Below are 16,746 nucleotides of genomic sequence, written 5' to 3' on the forward strand. Positions count from 1 at the left end.
TAAAACAGATATAGTGCTCCGAATAAATCCATTATTGGACAGCCTACATGGAGCGTCTGAAAGATATTCTGGCTTCACTGGTCATGGAGCCTGGGGTGTTGAAGTGCTTGGGGGGTCTGCTGATGCTGTCCTCTTTGGCGGCAATGATGCTGGGCGTCAGAACTCTCCTGTTTGAACGCCGTCTCGAACGGGCTTTTTCCAGACTCCTGACCATCACGGATGGCAAAGCGACACTCCCCACTCCACCAGGGCTGTTTGACCAGTGGCCCATCATCCAGGCCATGATCCCGGAGACCTTCATTGGGTTCCTCACTTGGGCCAGCTTTTTTGCCGCCGGATGGATGATGGTGGATTTTGGCAAGCAGATCGAACGGATGTACTGACACCCGCCGCCATCATCACTTCACCACCGGCAGCTCGCTGAGCGCGGTGGTATAGCGGGGGCTTAACTGCTCCCGTTTCATCATCCACTCCCGGGTGTCGCGGCCTCGGGCCGCGAAGTAGACCTTCCCCAACCGCCCCTGGTTGATCTTGTCGATGACCTGCATCAGCGCCTCGCTGCGCGGGGATGGCTGCTGTGCGGCGAACAGGTCGCCCTGCTGCATGTTGGCGGGGGTGAAGTCGGCCAGCATGACGCCCCCTTTCTGGTATCGCTGCTCGTCGCGCCAGATGCGCGGGAGCAGTTCCGGGATCAGGGCCAACAGCGCCCGGGTGTCATGGGTGGGCATCGCCAGCTTGGTGCTCACCTGGTTGCCGTAATAGGGTTCCCGGTCGCTGAATGGGCTGGTGCGAATGAACAGGGTCACGTGCCGGCAGCACATCCCCTCCCTCCGCAGCTTCTCGGCGGCCCGCTCCATGTAGCCGGCCAGCGCCTGGTGCATGGGGCCTATCTGGGTGATGCGCTCCCCAAACGAGCGCGAGCAGATGATCTGCTGCTTGGCCTGGGCCTCTTGCTCCAGCTCGGCGCAGGGGATCCCCCGCAGCTCCTGCACCGTGCGCTCTACCACCACGCCATAGCGGCGCCGCAGTGCCTTGGGATCAGCGGCGACCAGGTCGGCCACGGTCTTGATGCCCTGGGCCTCCAGCTTGGCCGACAGCCGCCGGCCAATGCCCCATATCTCGTCCACCGGGGTGATCGCCATCAGCCGGGCGCGCCGCGCTTCATCCCGCAGATCGACCACACCGCCGGTGGCGGGCCACTTCTTGGCGGCGTAGTTGGCGAGCTTGGCGAGGGTCTTGGTGGGGCCGATGCCGACCCCCACGGTCAGCCCCGTCCACTGCTGCACCCGCTCGCGAATCTGGCGGCCATAGGCCACCAGGTCGCCCGCCCAGGACTCGCTCAGTTCGATGAAGGCCTCGTCGATGCTGTAGACCTCCACCGCCGGGGCCATCCCCTCCAAAATGGTCATCACACGGTTCGACATGTCGCCATAGAGGGCGTAGTTGCTGGAGAACCAGACCCCGCCCATGGCCTCGAAGAATTGGCGGATCTGGAAGTACGGCACCCCCATCTTGATGCCGAGCGCCTTGGCCTCCGCCGAACGGGCCACCACACAGCCATCGTTGTTGGAGAGCACCACGATGGGCCGCCCCTTGAGGTCTGGGCGAAACAACCGCTCGCAGCTGGCGTAGAAGTTGTTCTTCTGGGGCTTGCTAATGGTTAGGAGTTGAGTAGCTTTATAAACAATGAGTTAAAAAAAGATCTAAAAAGTAGTCTTAGAAGCAACAGGGATAAGCCGGAGACTGGGGGTTGGTTGATGGAGCTAGTGTGTTCTACCGAAGATTTGGTGATTGCCGGTCGTCCTTATCCAGGCTTTCCGATCCTGCTTTGGGACACGCTGGAAAGTTGCGTCCCAGCCAATGATTTTTTTCGCCACTACCTGTTGCGTGGAGCTATTGGGTCACGAAAGTCATGGCCAAGCACAGGGCGTGCGCTCTACGATTTTTTCAGTTTCCTCCAAGCGCATGATCTTGACTGGCGCGACGTGGACCGTGGCGAGGCCAAGAGTGTCGTAGCGGCCTACCGGGACTACTGCCTGGTGGAGTGCAAGTTGGCCTTATCAACAACCCGTCAACGGCTGCACTATGTATGCAAGTTCTACGAGTATTCAAAGCAGCAGGGATGGGTGAGCAGACTCCCGTTTGGCTATGAGGAACGGATGGTCAAACGCGTTACTGGCTTCCTTGCCCACGTCGATGCCAGCGGCGGCAAAGCCATGGTGAACGACATAATGCCGCGCAAGCATCAGGCGCTTCCGAAGTTTCTGAGCATGGATGAGATCAAGGCATTGCTGGCGGCGCAGGAAAATCCGCATCACCGCATGATGATTCGGCTCGGCCTTCAGACGGGACTGCGCCGGGAGGAAATCGCCTCTTTCCCGCTTGCCTACATCTTCGATCCGGATAAAGCAGGTAGGCGCGAGCGCAACATCCGGATTCGTCTCGATCCATTCGATGGACATGGCATGCGCACCAAGGGCAGCAAACCGCGCGACATCTACATCAGTCGCCGCTTCCTCGCTGATTTGCATCGTTACGTAGTGCAGGTTCGCGGTGAGCGAGCCTCATTGAGCCGCACCAAACATGAGCCGCTGTTCCTGAACCAGTTTGGTGAGCCCTACTCTGATGATGGCAAGCGCATCGCGCGTATCGTCCGGGAAACCGGCAAGCGCGCCGGTATCAGGGTCCATACCCACATGCTACGCCACACCTACGCCACCCATACCTTGGTCACGCTCCAGCGCAACCGCGCTGGGGCGGATCCGCTGGTGTTCGTGCAGCGGCAGCTTGGCCATAGCTCCATTCAAACGACGATGGTGTACCTGCACCTGGTCAACGAACTGGCCGACGACGCGGTGCTGGCCTACGACGATGAGTTGAATGAAGGGCTGGGAGCGGTCTGATGGGCAAACGTAAGGTATTCAATAGGACCGACCTCCGCGTCCCACATGTCGAGCACAGCCGCGATGCGGCGGGTCGTGTTGTCATTATCCCCGAGGCGATTCCGCCGGCCACCACTACGGTCGCCTTCGGGCGCAATGCCACGCGCTCCCGGGGCATCGACTTCGCCCCTTGGTACGGCACGGGCATCGACCCGATCACTTATGCCTGCCAGCGGCAGATCGAACGCTTCCTGGCCCGGCAGGACGGCGGGCTCGAGGCCAGTTCCGTGGCGAGTATCTGTAAAGGCGGTTTACGTCACTTTCTCAACTACATTGAGCTGCGCGCAACCGCGCTCAGGCGCGGGCTGGCCCTGGATGATATTAATCGCGCTGTAATTGACGGCTTTCTTGGCCACCTCGCTGGACTGGGTATCACCACCCTTAGCCAGAGGGGCCACTACACCAGCGCGAAATCCGTCCTTCACGCGTTGGGCCAGCGTGGGCTTATTTCGTTGGTCACCACGGGGGACGATGCGACTTTCCCACGAAATCCGTTTCCAAACAGTGGCAAGCATAAGGGAGAAACGCCGCTGCCGAAGCGTCAGCGGCAGGCCTTCACCACCGCGCTCAGGCAAGCGGTCATGCCGATTTGGCTCGACGATACCCCAGTAACCGGCGAGTTGTTGGCTTATGCCCTGCTGACTGTAGCACTGCACACCGGGCGAAACACCACGCCGCTGCTGGAGATGGAGCGCAATTGCCTGCGCACCCATCCCAAGAACAACAGCGTATTCCTGGTCCTTTGGAAGCGCCGCAGCCACACCAGTCACAAGGTGGCGCTGCGCGCCGAGAACAGGGCTGCACAGCTGTTGGAATCCACGCCAACTGTCCAGACCAATGTCGAGCGCCTGATCCGGCGCATCCTTGCCCACAGCGAACCGCTGTGCGCGGAGGCCCCGGACGACCTCAAGGATCGCGTGTGGCTGTATCGCGTGCATCGCGGCCCCGGCCCCGGCCGGGTCATTGCACTGACTGGCGAGACGTTGAAGCTGGCGATCAAGAAACTCGTGGCCGACCACGGGCTCACCGATATCGACGGCCAACCGCTGTGCATCAACATCTCTCGTCTCCGTAAAACGTTCGCCAACCGAATTTTCGAGTTACTAGGGGGCGATCTGGTGACCACGGCCATCGCGCTTGGCAACACGCCACAGGTGGCCGGGCGAAATTATTTGGCACCTAGCGGGGACGCGAGGCGCAATTGGAAATTTATGGGCGAGATACTTGTTCAAGAGTTACTGACCTGCACCATCGGCGCGACCTACCAGACCACCCCGATGGGGCGCTGTGGCGACCCGATGAACGGCCAGTACGCACCGAAACGTGAAGGGGCAGCGTGTTTCTCGTTCCTCAACTGTCTGCGCTGCAAGCATTACGCAGTGACAGAGGAAGATCTGCACCGCCTATTCAGCTTCTACTTCCGTGTATTCGCGGAACGCACACGCATGGACAAGCGGCGTTGGACACAGGAATACGCGCACATCCCTCGATTGATTGACGACTACATTGTGGCTGAGGGGCTGCGGCGCGGGACTTTCAAAGCGGCGGCCGTGGAAGCCGCCCGCGAGCGTGCGCGCCGCGAGCCGCACCCGTTCTGGTCGTCCGATGTGGTGGAGAAGCTGGAGATCTTTGCGTGAGCGGCAACAACCTGGTCACGCCATTTTGGGCAAACATCGAGTCCCAACCGGGGGAAATACGCGAGCTACCCGAGATCGATCGCGACGCACTCATCGTGAGCGCCATCCTGGTCGATGACCACTGGGTCATCCTCAGCCGCTATGGCGACGACATTTGGCTGTTGGACGGCTTTACCAGCAACGTGCCAGACAACTTGCGGCGCCAGGACTTCAGCCGCGTGCCCTGTGCGTTTAAAGACGTGATGAAGGCCCTGCTGTACCGCTACCTGCGGCGCGGTCGCGCTGGGCAGAAGCGACCCAGAGCAAGCACTTTGCGAAATTTTTTTGAGAATGCGCTACCCTTCCTGCGGCATTTAAACGCGCTCAAGCTCACTCGCTTCGGCGCGGTGACACCCATGGTCTGCGCGTACTACGTTGCCGAGTGTCGGGCGTACCAGCAGACGAGCCGGAACCAAGGTAAGCCGCTGTCTCAAAGCGCCCTTGAGCGTCGCTTCATGGCCGTCGAAGCGCTTCATGAATTGAGCCAGTACACCCACGATCCGATCCCTTTGCATCCCTGGCCTGATACTTCCGCGAATACGCTGGCCGGCAGCGGCACGGCCCGCAAACAGGGCGGCAAAACACCGCTGATGCCGGATGAGGTGCTCTGCGCCCTGTTCGAGAGTGCCTATGAAAAGGTTCAGCATGGCAAGGCGCTACTCGATTTACGCGATGCCCTCAATGCCGTCGCAGCACAGCGGAGAAGGCAGGTTGCCAGAACAGTCATCGAGGCTAAAAACCGCCACCTCGCCACTTTGGGCTGGGAAGGCGGCTTGGGGGCATTTAATCAGGCGATCCTTGATCTACGAACTGCCTGCTACATCGTGCTGGCCAGCACCTCCGGTTGCCGCAACCACGAACTGGCCAACGTCCAGTCGGGCGCGCACCACTGCACCGAGGACGACGAGGGAACGATCTATCACTGGATGCGTTCCAGGTCGGATAAGACCAACACTGGGGTACACGACTGGATGATCCCCGAGGTCGCCGTGCGCGTGTTGCGCCTGATGGAGCGTTGGGCCGAGCCGTATCAGGCTATGATCGCCGCCGAGATTGCCGAGCGTAGAAAGGTCGACCTGCGCGACCCAGAAATCGCCACGGCGCATAAGCATCACCATGCACTCTTTCTCGGGGTGTGCCCTGCAAAGGGCAATCTAGTTCGCACCCTGTCGGGCATTACGTGGAACCATATTCTCAAGGCGTTCGTGCAGGGCTGTGGGCTGGACTGGAACCTCGCCAGCCATCAATTCCGCCGCAAATTCGCCAACTACGCGGCACACAGCCAATTTGGAGACTTGCGCTACATGCGCGAGCACTTCGCACACTGGTCCATGGATATGACGCTCGGCTACGCCATGGACGAGGATTGGGGTCAGCACCTCGACATAGAGTTGTACAGCGACATCCAGACAGAACTCGAAGACATCAAGTTCGGCGTCGTTGACACTTGGATGGGGGACGAACCGCTGGCGGGAGGCTACGGTCGCTCAATCAAACGCTGGCGGCGCGATCCGGTGAACCTCGCCATCTTCAAGAGTCATACATCGATGGTGACCTCAATTTCTGAGAGCACCGCGATCCGCAGCAATGGCCACGCCTGGTGTACCGCCAGCGACGACCGTTGCATCGGCAACACATTAGAGCGGACTCGCTGCGGGGACTGCCACAACGCAGTGATTGGGTGCAGCCACATTGGCGTATACCAACGTCTCTACGACAACCTGAAGGGGTTGCTGGATTGCAACGACATTGGTGACGGTGGCCGCCAGCGCATCTTGCGCGACCTGGAGCGCTGCCGTGACGTGCTCGTGCAACTTGGATACGACCCGGAGATGAACCCAACATGACGATCAAACGCAAGCCCTCGGACGCCCGCGAGCGGGATTTGCAACTCGCGCTAGCCCGCATTCAGCGTGGTCGGGCACATACCGGAGAATCCAAGGTCACTATCGCGTCTGTGGCGCGCGAGGCGGGCGTTTCGACAGCGCTGATCCACAACCACTACCCTATAATCGCTGAGGCGATCCGCGATGCTCAGGGGCGTTCCAGTCGAGTTCAACGCGATGTGAAGCACCAGGAGCTCCGTGCGGAGCGTGAGAAGAATCGCGCGCTTCGCCTGGAGATAGAAGGACTGCGCGCCAAGGTCGCCAGCCTTGCCTCCATCAACGAGGTTTTGATAGCCGAGAATCGACTTCTAAAGGCAAAGCAGAGTGACTCCAAGGTGATCGATCTGCCCCCAGGCATATTCTGACGTAAAGCGAAACACACATTGCTGAATGACTGCTATCGGCCGGTTTCTACCTATCGCCAAACGGCAGGAGTCGGTCAAAAGCAGTCGCCTGATGAAGATAGCTTTCCACCCGAAGCGGAATACCACTAGGGATTACTGAAATTTTTGCCGAAATAATCTATCACCTCATTGGCCTGCGTACCCTGGCGGAAACGTTTCTGCCCTTCGAAGTCAGTCGAAGGCAGCATGTGGATTATCTGATGATCCGCATAGAGGGACATTACATCATGAGGATTCAACCCTCCGGCGCGCTGTCCCGTAAGCGTGTTAGTCGCCTCAATGGCTGCACCAATCATAACGTCTGCCAGCTGTACTGCAGGGCTGGCCCTTGAGTCGACTTGTGTCACTGACTGGAGCTTGAGTGGAAAGGTGAGGCTCGCGATCTCCGATTGGCGAAATGTGACTTCTTTCTTGTGATTAATAAAGCGCAGCAGCAAGTCATGGTAAGTAAGCAGGTTCTTGGACTGATCATGCTCAACCAAGTAGGGGCCATCAGCCATGACTTCCATCCGACTTATCAGCGATTGCAACACCACAAAAGTGGCGTCAGTGGTGACACCTGATGTAGCGATCGCTTGAAGGCATTCCGGCGCGGCATACTGCGCCAAAGGCCCCAAAGCTTCCGGTAATTCCTGCCAGCGTGTAGCGCGAGCAGCAGCCACGAGGTCGGTAAGTGCTGCAGGGCTTTTTTCCTTTACTGCGCGCTGGAAACAAACGAGCAACTGCTTAAAGGCTGCCTCTCCGAGAAGAGTGGGGCCCGCCACATAAAGCAGTGACCCGAGCGCGTAGTTCTGCCCATCCTTATAAAAGTCGCATCCTCGTTCGTAGTAGTACGGTTCGACTGCGTAATCCAGAAACATCAGCAGTAGCAGAAAGCGTTTATCACAGACGTAGGTAACGCACTTGTGATCGGTCAGGACATCGCGCATCAACGCCAGAAGCCGTGGGTGATTGGCTGGCCGGCGTGACAAAGCCCGGTACTTGAGCTCTTCCGCTTGTAGCTTAGGAAAGTGCTCTTGGATCAAGTGTCTGGCCTGATCATCATCAATGGCAATGGCTGCGGCCCCTTGATACCTCTGCTCGAGATTTAGCAGGTCAAATCCGGTATAGCCACTTTCGTCGATTCTGAAGCACTCCATATGCAACTCCCTGAGGTCGTCGACAGAACAGGAAGAGCCTGGCTATTCCTCTGTATGTGTCGCCGGGTTACCGATGACTGAAAACAGTTATCGCGGATTAGCCACGTCAGCGACCGCTTGCGTAACTGCCGCTTGGGCGGCTTCAGCGATAGCAACAGGCATTGAGCCAAGCCGAAGCTGATTCATCCTTTCAAGGTTCTCCACAATGGTGCGGACGAGGTTCGGATCGTAGTCATCTCTGTCAGCCTCTTCATGGACTCCTTTGTTTAGATACGTCCATACGTTCGATTGCACCGGAACACCTATGACGTCACCAAGCCCCTGAATTACAGCGGGCTTGTCCTGGTGCACAAATGTTCTCGAATCATCGAGCCGTCTTTTCAAAGCCTCGCAGAGATTTCTCAGATTTGGCTCCGCCCCGCGTCCAGCTAACGGCAGGGTTATTACTCCGAGGTCGTTCTTGCCGAGCCACTTCCAAATCTTTTCCGTAAGCATCTCCAGGGCCTGCCTGGATGCGCCCAAAGCGTTGCGCCAGTCACCAATGTCCAAGGCGGAACGGGCCTGCTCCAAGTAGTTGAAGGTGATCTCGTTACCTTTTACCCGCGGCCGGTGGTCCCCGATATGAGGCATGAAGTAATAGGCCGTCCATTGGCCTTTCTCGACATGGTTCTGCAGATCCTTGATGAATTCGCTGCTATGGCACGTGACGATAATTTGAGTTGCTGCGAAGCGATCACTCTGGAAGATCGCCTCTCTGATGCCTTCACGGTGCTCGGTGTCAATCGCGTTGATCGCATCGTCAAAGATGATCGTCGGAGCCTTAATATGCAGCGCCTTTGCAAGAAGGATTGCGACGCCCAGGCAACGAACATGTCCCTCGCTGAGGACGTGTAACGCATCTACCCTGGTATCTGGGGCAGCGCGAAACGCCAGCCCGATACGCTCTTCCTCGTTGGTCGGCAAATAAAGTGCCGCTAGCTTGTCGCCGTCATGATCGCGTCTGTTGAACTCGTTATAGATCTCCAGAGCGACAGTGTTAAGCCCAGCTATGAGCGTACCAGGCAGCTCTGCTCTGAACTGCTTGAGCAGCCTTAAGAATTCGTCATAGGCCGCTTTAATGCGCCGACTGAGTACAAGCTGCACAGCCTCTTGCTGCACAGCATCGATGAGTGTTGCATTCGCTTGATCAAAGTTGGCAATTGTTTGTCTAGCTATGCCGACTTGCCGGGCTATCTCAGCGCGACGTGTTTGAAAACCTGCAACATCTTGCGCTGCCTGAACAAGCCGAGTGCGCTCTTGTGCCAGTGCTGCGCGATCTGCCAGTGCCTGGTTTGTCTGGATATCAATCCTTTCGCATTCGACTGCTAAATCGACGACCCTTTGCGCCATCGAAGGCGCATCGCCTTGTTTTACATAGCTCGCTTTCCACCAGGCGGCACGGTGGTCAGCACCCGGAGATGCGAGATATCGCACCCTGTCATCGGCATGATCAGGCTGAGCGCTAACGCGCTGGCCGAAGGCAGTTAACAGCCCCTCCAAGCCTCGGGACGCACGTTCCCATTCTCCTCGTACTACGTTTTTTTCAGCCTGCAGACTAGCGAGCTCTTGAAGCTGAGCCAGACCGTCACGCGCCTGCTCGTATGGGTCACGTACAACGTGAGAATCACCATTGATTGGCGTCCCGCAAGCTGGGCAGTTATCGGGCGACAAGGCTTGTAAGCCAAGAACCGCGTTGTACAGATTTTGGAAGGAGGTCTCACCAGTCTTGGCAGCTAGCCTTTTGTCCACATCCTCGAGTAGCTCCTGCTTACGATCCGCAGCCTGATATGCCGCAACTAACGCCTCGCTGCTGACGCCATAGAGACCTGGAGTTGGCCCATCCAGTTGCGCATTGAGGTAATGCAGACGACCTGGGGCGGCATCGCTGCCGATGAGCTCAAGAAGCTGCTGGTACGAGAGGCCGGTAGCATACGCTCCAGCATAGGCAGTCTCCTCTTGCGCGATTATCTGAACCGCCTGGAGCTCGCCATCTATTGTTGCTTGATCGCGCTGCAGTGCTGCACGCTGCGTTTCGAGCTCTTGCTCTTGGATAGCAACCAGATTGAGCTGCTGGTCCATCGACTCGTTGAAGTTAGTGACGAAGTCATGGAACTGCTCCATACCAAACAGAGCCGCTATCAGATCCTTCTTTTCACCTGCGCTCTTAGATGCGATTCGCGAAAAGTTATCTATGCGGTTTTTCTCAACGAAGCAGAATCGATAGGCCTCTGAGTCCGCTTGCACTGCCGATACCTGGCCTTCCGCGCTTCGTGCAGCGAGGGTGGGGGCTTCATACCTATTTTCGTGAAGGTTCGCGAAATAGCGTTGAGCAGGGATCCGTTTAGCCGACGCCTCATCTACGGCCCCCAAGAGTGCTAACTCTAACGCTTCGCAGAGACTCGTTTTACCGCTGCCATTAGGGCCGTAGAACATGGTAATTCGCTGAGGAAAATTGAACGTCTCAGCCACTCTGAAGCCACGAAAAGGGCCAATGGTAAGACTATGCAGTGCGCTCCATGCCCACTCACCAACAGTAACCGTTCCTGCAGCTGCGGGAGGTGTAAAGTCGGTCTGGAGCAGAGACTCTTTAGCCTTGGAAGCCAATAGAACCGATCGGCGGCTCATAGCGCGCGAGTGTGCGGCCACGGTGTCGAAATCTTGGTCGACCAGATTTGCAAACCGTCGAGTATCTTCGGTAGCACCGCGTTCAGGAAGATGAAGCCAAGTTAGGAATTGCTGGTAGTCATGCCGAGCCGAACTCATATTTTTATCCCCTGTAAACGTACCGTGGCCAACATCCAGTCGCTGTGAAAATGTGAAAATTCCACCTCCATCTTCTGATGCCGAAATCGAATTGGCAACAGCTTCGAATTCAATAAATCCAGCGCCTTCAGGGGATAAGTGCTTGATATCAAGATAGCGCGATCGAAATCAAAGCCCCCGCAGGCTGGCTTCGGTGATAGTAACATTGGATTGATCCGCAGAGGTGCCATGCATGATCACATTCCGAATGCATCGCTGCCAAAGCTGTTTACCTATGCAGATTCTTGTCATTGGCCAGATTCCGTAGAATGCGCACCTAAAAAAATTTATAAATAGTTACCAAATGTAACCAATTGAATTGTATTAATAAAACAAATACTAACGGTTAGTAAGGGTCAGGATTTGTTCACGTCGACCAGGGCGACGGCGCAGCGCTTGTTCATGGGCTATCCACCTGGTGCACGACAAAGGCCACCACCCCGAAGATTTCCAGCTCCTGCCCATCGTTGAAATGGATGGGGCGATAGGCCCGGTTGCCAGGGAGCAAGGCGACGGTGGGCTCAAGCTGCAGTTTCTTCACCGTGAACTCGCCATCCACCGCGGCGACCACCACGCTACCGTGGCGCGCCTTGCGGCTGCGGTCGACGACCAGCAAGTCGCCATCGCGGATCCCGTGGTCGACCATGCTGTCACCGGCCGCCCGCACGAAGTAGGTGGCTGCCGGGTGCGCCACACACAGCTGGTTGAGATCGATGGTCTGCTCGGTGTAGTCCTGCGCCGGCGACGGAAAGCCGCAGGCCACCGGGGAGAGGAACAGGGGGAGCTCCAACAAGGGGGCATCTAGTGTGGGTTGAGCAAACATGCTGGCAATCTCAAGAAGCACTGTATGGATAACCAGTATAGCAAGGCGCCAAAATCGGATCACCGTGCGGCGTTTGGCTCCGCCATTCACTATCAGCCCCTAACGTTGAAAGCCACGATGACATCAGTCTCAACAGAAACCAGATAATGTGACCGAACACACAAGACCTATAAGTGACCCATGCGGGGCAAAGAGGTAGTCTATGGCCCCTCCAAGCAAACCCGCTTGGATTATCAATACTACATCTCAATTTTTAAGGAGAAGCGCTGTGGCAACAGAGTTTGAAATTGACTTCGAAGGTTACAAACTGCAATTTGGAAATGATAAAAGCACTGCTAAATCAGGCATTTACTGTGTATACCGCTGTGTTTTTGACTCCGAAAACAATAAAGTGTTACTGAAAAAGCTCATCTACATTGGTGAATCTAAAAATGTGAACGAGCGACTTGCAAATCATAATAGGTTTGAAGACTGGTCTAAAAGCCTCAAAACTGGCGAAGTACTCTGCTATACCTTTGGCGCAGTGCCACCGGAACATCGAGAGCGGTGTGAGGCTGCAATGATTTTTCGTCACAAGCCAGAATTCAACTCTGAACATACAGAAGAGTTCAATCACAAACCAAGCACCATTGTACTCACTGGGAGAACTCAGTTTCTTGACACTAGATTCACTGTTGAGCCGACTACCGCTTAAAATGGTCTGTGACCACTAATTAAGGGCGCCTTGTGCGCCCTGTGTATGTTTCCTGCCGAAACTAACGTCCCCTTCCCTGTGTAGAACCGGTACCCTGCCGGCGGTGTTGTGCTGCTGGGCGGGTGATGGTGCCGATTTTTCCTGATAAGCGCTGATTCGGGCCGCAGAGGGCCGGAAAGGGACAAAAAAGGAGCATCGGGGACTATTGGGGTTGATTGGTGTCGCGCTGTTGCGCGATACTGCGCGGGCAACGGCAAAATCCGTTGCCGGGATTGGCGTCCCGAACTTCCACAATGAGCACAACACGCTCTCGCGTGTTTTTTTGTGCAACCCAGTTACATCTGTCAGTTATGACGGGCTGGGCGGGGGCCCTTCGGGGCGCCGGGTTCATTGTGGCCGGTACGCCAACCTCGTTCAGTTCGTCACCAGATGATTGGCGTCATCGGTGGCGTTACCCAACGACGTTTGGAGACACCACAATGAACAGCATCCGCTTCCATGACACCCAGTTCACTGTTATCCCCCATCAGGGCCAACCCTGGCTGACCGCACCACAAATCGCCCAAGCCCTTGGCTATGCCAGCGATGATGCCGTGAGCCGAATCTATCGCCGTAATGCCGACGAATTTACCCCCTGCATGACCTTGACGGTCAAATTGACCGTCAAGGGGTTCGGCAATGGCAGCAGCGAGAAAGAGGTTCGGATCTTCTCCCTGCGCGGCGCCCATCTGATCGCCATGTTCTCCCGCACCGCGCTGGCCAAAGAGTTTCGCCGCTGGGTGCTCGATGTGCTGGACCGCGAAACCGCCGCCCATCCGCAGCCCCTCCTCACCCTGACCGATGACGAACTGCATTCGCTGGCGTGGCTGTGGCGCGCCGCAGATTACATGATGGGGGCCGCCCGCCGCATCTATCCCCTGCTCGATGTCGCCGAGCACCGCGAAGCCGGCACCTACTACTCCATCATCCACGAATATCCGATGACCCTGGCCGCCGCCCAACGGATCCTGGCCGACAAGACCCGCCATGTGCAGCCCGCAACCCACAGCAACCGAGACTGGAACAGGTTGATCCCCCACCTGCACCGCCTGCCAATGACAAAAAGTTGGTAATTGTGACCGGTCACGCACCGCAGTGCGTGACCAGTTATCTCACTAGGGGTAATCTATCTTCATGGCATTTTATATAAAAATACATACAGGTATCACGTCAATAAAGTAAACCAATGACATTTTAAAATATAAAAATGAAACTTGTGAAGATCGTATAACTAGGAGAATTTGTATTGGATGGTTCACTAAAGGAGGTAACTGAGGCAATACATGGCCTATACTCCAACCCTATAAAGGATTATATATTTCCTGCTATCAGTGCGCTTTCTAGCGCTGCATTAGGCGCATGGGCCGCATTTTATGCGGTTAATACTCAAGAGCGTAATCGCATCCATATTCAAAATGTAGACTCGATAAATGATGCCACACTGAAGGCGAGTGAGGCTAGAAATATTTTAATGGCAATCAAGAGCAATTACCATAATGAGTTATCATCAAGCCCATACCAAAGATTGATGACAATCCCACGCATCCCAATTGATGAACCAGCCATTAATTTCAAAATATCCACCTTAGTCTTTTTGGCACCAACTGATGTCGGTGACATATATAGTAAATGGCAAAGAATTGAACACCTGGATATATTATTTAAAAATTACAACCAAGCTCTATTCATTTGGAAAAAAAGAAATGAAAGTTTTGAGGAGATGATACCTCAATTGAGACAGCTTCATGCCAAAAAAATTTCAGATGAACATTTATTAGAATTATTCGGGCAATCTAAAATATGCGAGGTATCAGACCTAACAGAGAAAGCAATAATGTTAACAGATGAACTTTTGGTTGAACTGAGCTGTTTTATTATTGGATTTCCTGAAATAGCCAAGAATTCTATCCCGACTAAAATAAGGAAAAAAACACGCAAAATTATAATCGTACGCCTCCCTACAGAAGAGTCCGCAGTAGATTTACTGTCTATAAGTCCAATGCTAGATTATGATATGACAGCAGCTTTACACGCTTGCTCTGTGCAAGAAATAAAAAACCTCTATCGAAGTATCTATTTTTAATTAATTTCGATAATTCTGCATAAATGTTAAAGTAAGAATCATGGATAACTTGACTATGGTAATTATTGATAACATCGCTGGTGTGAGTATGGCTGTATCTGCCAGTGTCGCGATGACGTTCCTGACCAGCGTTGAGCCACTAGCAATAAACTAACAAGGACACTAAGAAATTTATTTAATAAATCGTACACTTAAATTGGTTACTTTAGCCACCCAGCTACGCGATTACACCGTTAAAGTAAAACCAATAAGATAGTAATCTTTGCGGCTTTGGAAAAACATCAAATCATCCTGGAGGAATATGTTTCAGTTTTTAATGGGAATTACTATAGGGACATTCCTATCATTTATATTGCTTTCGATTATGTTAGTTGCAAATTTAAAAATTGATATAGGCTTGATAACAAATATTGTTATTGCTTTTGCCACAGTGGTGGCAGCAATTATTCACTTCGACTCAGTATCAAAGCAAAGGAAAGATAGAATATGGGAAATAAACAAAACTGTCTTGCTTGATTTAGCACATTGTTTATCATTAGTAATTAAAGCTTCTGAATATTACTTGGATGTGGAATACGAAAAAATGTCTCCACATCCAGAGCCTACAAACCTAAAAAAACCAGAGCCTGATGTTTATAAAAATTTCATCGATAAACAAGAATATGTTCTAGAGGTATATCGCTCCTTAATGGATAAGGAACTTATCGATAGCCTAGAAAAAGCTAAGGCGAAAAATGGTAAAATCACTGACGCAGTTAATGATGATACTTATCATATTTCTGAGGCCTATGAAGAATCAATAGAGTGCTATAAAGACTTACAAACTAAGCTCAGATATTTCATGGCCGAAATTTCTGGCATAAATAATCTGTAATAGATATTTAATATCGAAAGCTCTTTCAGTACCATCTGTCGCCACTCTAGACATTGGAAGTAACTAAACGAGAGGGCTCACCCTCCCCCTCTACTTTCCTTTGTTTGTACGTGAAAGGATCTGACGGAAAGTGAAGGATCGCTGAGAGGATCCGACATCCTGCGCGCGGCCAGTGCTGGCGCGGGGAGCCGTTCCCCTCCCCCCGTCGTTCACCCGCATGGAAATCGACACATAAAGCGGGCAGGCGAGGCGGGGTCTTGACTGCGCGCGCTGGGTGCTGAGGGGCCGCCGCCCCGGGGCGTCAGGGCGCTGAACGCCAGGCAAAACAAAGCCCCCTCGGTGAGGGGGCCTCTCTTACGCCGTTTTAGCGACTCATAAGGTCCTTGTAACTGTAGCCTCGCCTATGCCGCCTGCCCTGTCAGATCTGACAGTCGGTAGGGATTGAACCGGATTACCTCCTCCCCCGCCCAGTCATTGAGCGCCAGCAGACTGGCCTTGATGCTGTCTATCTCGTTGATGTCGAACACCTGGGCGGCCTTGGTCACATCGCCAAAGCCGCCGGTGCTGTTGGGCATGACCCCCATCAACTGGGGCGGTACCCGGTGGCTGGCCAGCTGGTCATCCCGGCTCACGTTCTTGATGCTGAGGAAGTCATCCTTGGCGGCCACCTCGGCCACCGGGATCAGCTTGACCCCGTCCTTGCTGCCGCCCGGGGTGTAGAGCAAGAGGTTGCGGAAGTTGCCGGGACCCTTGCTCTGGCGCAGGGCTTCTTTAAGGTCCTTGATGTCCTGCTCATTCTGCGTTGGGTCTGTGATGTGCATGATGAAGCCCGCGTGGCTGCCGTTCTCGTAGTAGCGGCGGCGGAACAGGGTGGCCGACTCGTTGAGCAGGGTGGAGTTGAGCCCGCCGACATAGTCGGGGATGCCGTAGATCTCCTGGTTGATGTCCGCCTCCATCACATGGCCCACCCGGCCTGCGGGCAGGGCCTGCTCCTGGCCGGGCTGGGCAATCCACCAATACTGGTTGAGATCCAGCGCGCGCCGGGTGTACTTGGCGCGCAGGTGGTCATAGCGCAGCACCCCGCCGAGCCGGTTCTGCACCGCCTGCAGGTAGCCGTTGCCGAAGATGAGGTAGTCCAGCACCAGGCCGGTGAAGGCGGCCAGACTCAGTTTGGGGTGCGGGATGAAGCAGGAGCGCAGGATGTTGCGCTTTACCTGGATGGCCGAGGCGTGATGCACACCGGCCCGATAGACCCGTGACAAGCCATTGAGAGAAAGGGGCGGCTCGTACCAGCGGCCGTTGTGCATGGCCTCCAGGTAGTCGAACACCTCCCGTTGCGATAAGA

General features: G+C 55.0%; 14 protein-coding genes. 9 read left to right on the plus strand and 5 right to left on the minus strand.

Annotated features, from left to right (window positions below; translation table 11 throughout):
* Positions 1 to 47 precede the first annotated feature (47 nt).
* Positions 48 to 383 (plus strand): hypothetical protein, encoded by a 336-nt coding sequence (locus BGO64_RS00945; RefSeq protein WP_286699996.1) that lies wholly within the window; start codon positions 48 to 50, stop codon positions 381 to 383.
* 15 nt (positions 384 to 398) lie between these two features.
* Here the strand turns inward: BGO64_RS00945 and umuC are convergent, their stop codons facing one another.
* Complete coding sequence (gene umuC / locus BGO64_RS00950) at positions 399 to 1,658, minus strand: translesion error-prone DNA polymerase V subunit UmuC (RefSeq protein WP_286700013.1); 1,260 nt, start codon at positions 1,656 to 1,658, stop codon at positions 399 to 401.
* A 99-nt stretch (positions 1,659 to 1,757) separates the two neighbouring features.
* Between umuC and BGO64_RS00955 the strand changes: the two genes are divergently transcribed.
* The 4 genes from BGO64_RS00955 to BGO64_RS00970 are packed head-to-tail and all read left to right on the plus strand — an operon-like array spanning position 1,758 to position 6,869.
* Positions 1,758 to 2,903: a tyrosine-type recombinase/integrase gene (locus BGO64_RS00955; protein WP_286699997.1), complete on the plus strand. Its 1,146-nt coding sequence runs from the start codon at positions 1,758 to 1,760 to the stop codon at positions 2,901 to 2,903.
* Entirely contained in the window at positions 2,903 to 4,579 is a 1,677-nt protein-coding gene (locus tag BGO64_RS00960; protein ID WP_286699998.1) for a site-specific integrase, read from the plus strand. The genes BGO64_RS00955 and BGO64_RS00960 overlap by 1 nt, the downstream gene beginning before the upstream one ends.
* A complete protein-coding gene (locus BGO64_RS00965) occupies positions 4,576 to 6,465 on the plus strand; it encodes a site-specific integrase (RefSeq protein WP_286699999.1) in 1,890 nt (629 codons plus the stop codon). The genes BGO64_RS00960 and BGO64_RS00965 overlap by 4 nt, the downstream gene beginning before the upstream one ends.
* Positions 6,462 to 6,869 (plus strand): TetR family transcriptional regulator, encoded by a 408-nt coding sequence (locus BGO64_RS00970; RefSeq protein ID WP_286700000.1) that lies wholly within the window; start codon positions 6,462 to 6,464, stop codon positions 6,867 to 6,869. The genes BGO64_RS00965 and BGO64_RS00970 overlap by 4 nt, the downstream gene beginning before the upstream one ends.
* A gap of 125 nt (positions 6,870 to 6,994) precedes the next feature.
* Here the strand turns inward: BGO64_RS00970 and BGO64_RS00975 are convergent, their stop codons facing one another.
* From BGO64_RS00975 to umuD, 3 genes are all read right to left on the minus strand, one after another.
* Positions 6,995 to 8,047: a DUF3800 domain-containing protein gene (locus BGO64_RS00975; RefSeq protein ID WP_286700001.1), complete on the minus strand. Its 1,053-nt coding sequence runs from the start codon at positions 8,045 to 8,047 to the stop codon at positions 6,995 to 6,997.
* Between the two features lie 87 nt (positions 8,048 to 8,134).
* Positions 8,135 to 10,849 carry an AAA family ATPase gene (locus tag BGO64_RS00980; protein WP_286700002.1) on the minus strand — a complete coding sequence of 905 codons (2,715 nt, stop codon included), beginning with the start codon at positions 10,847 to 10,849 and terminating at the stop codon, positions 8,135 to 8,137.
* A gap of 439 nt (positions 10,850 to 11,288) precedes the next feature.
* Positions 11,289 to 11,711 (minus strand): translesion error-prone DNA polymerase V autoproteolytic subunit, encoded by a 423-nt coding sequence (gene umuD, locus BGO64_RS00985; protein WP_286700003.1) that lies wholly within the window; start codon positions 11,709 to 11,711, stop codon positions 11,289 to 11,291.
* A 268-nt stretch (positions 11,712 to 11,979) separates the two neighbouring features.
* Here umuD and BGO64_RS00990 point away from each other — a divergent pair, with 268 nt between their 5' ends.
* From BGO64_RS00990 to BGO64_RS01005, 4 genes are all read left to right on the plus strand, one after another.
* On the plus strand, positions 11,980 to 12,405 hold the full coding sequence (locus BGO64_RS00990; RefSeq protein ID WP_286700004.1) for a GIY-YIG nuclease family protein: 426 nt from the start codon (positions 11,980 to 11,982) through the stop codon (positions 12,403 to 12,405).
* Positions 12,406 to 12,884: 479 nt separating this feature from the next.
* Entirely contained in the window at positions 12,885 to 13,517 is a 633-nt protein-coding gene (locus BGO64_RS00995; protein ID WP_286700005.1) for a P22AR C-terminal domain-containing protein, read from the plus strand.
* A 173-nt stretch (positions 13,518 to 13,690) separates the two neighbouring features.
* Positions 13,691 to 14,527 carry a hypothetical protein gene (locus tag BGO64_RS01000; protein ID WP_286700006.1) on the plus strand — a complete coding sequence of 279 codons (837 nt, stop codon included), beginning with the start codon at positions 13,691 to 13,693 and terminating at the stop codon, positions 14,525 to 14,527.
* Positions 14,528 to 14,828: 301 nt separating this feature from the next.
* Positions 14,829 to 15,401 (plus strand): hypothetical protein, encoded by a 573-nt coding sequence (locus BGO64_RS01005; protein WP_286700007.1) that lies wholly within the window; start codon positions 14,829 to 14,831, stop codon positions 15,399 to 15,401.
* Positions 15,402 to 15,802: 401 nt separating this feature from the next.
* On the opposite strand, the gene BGO64_RS01010 is transcribed toward BGO64_RS01005, so the two are convergent.
* The coding region (locus tag BGO64_RS01010; protein WP_286700008.1) for a phage portal protein at positions 15,803 to 16,746 on the minus strand (944 nt) is incomplete at its 5' end.

This window comes from Aeromonas sp. 62-46 (assembly GCF_001898585.1).
Lineage (GTDB): Bacteria > Pseudomonadota > Gammaproteobacteria > Enterobacterales > Aeromonadaceae > Aeromonas > Aeromonas caviae.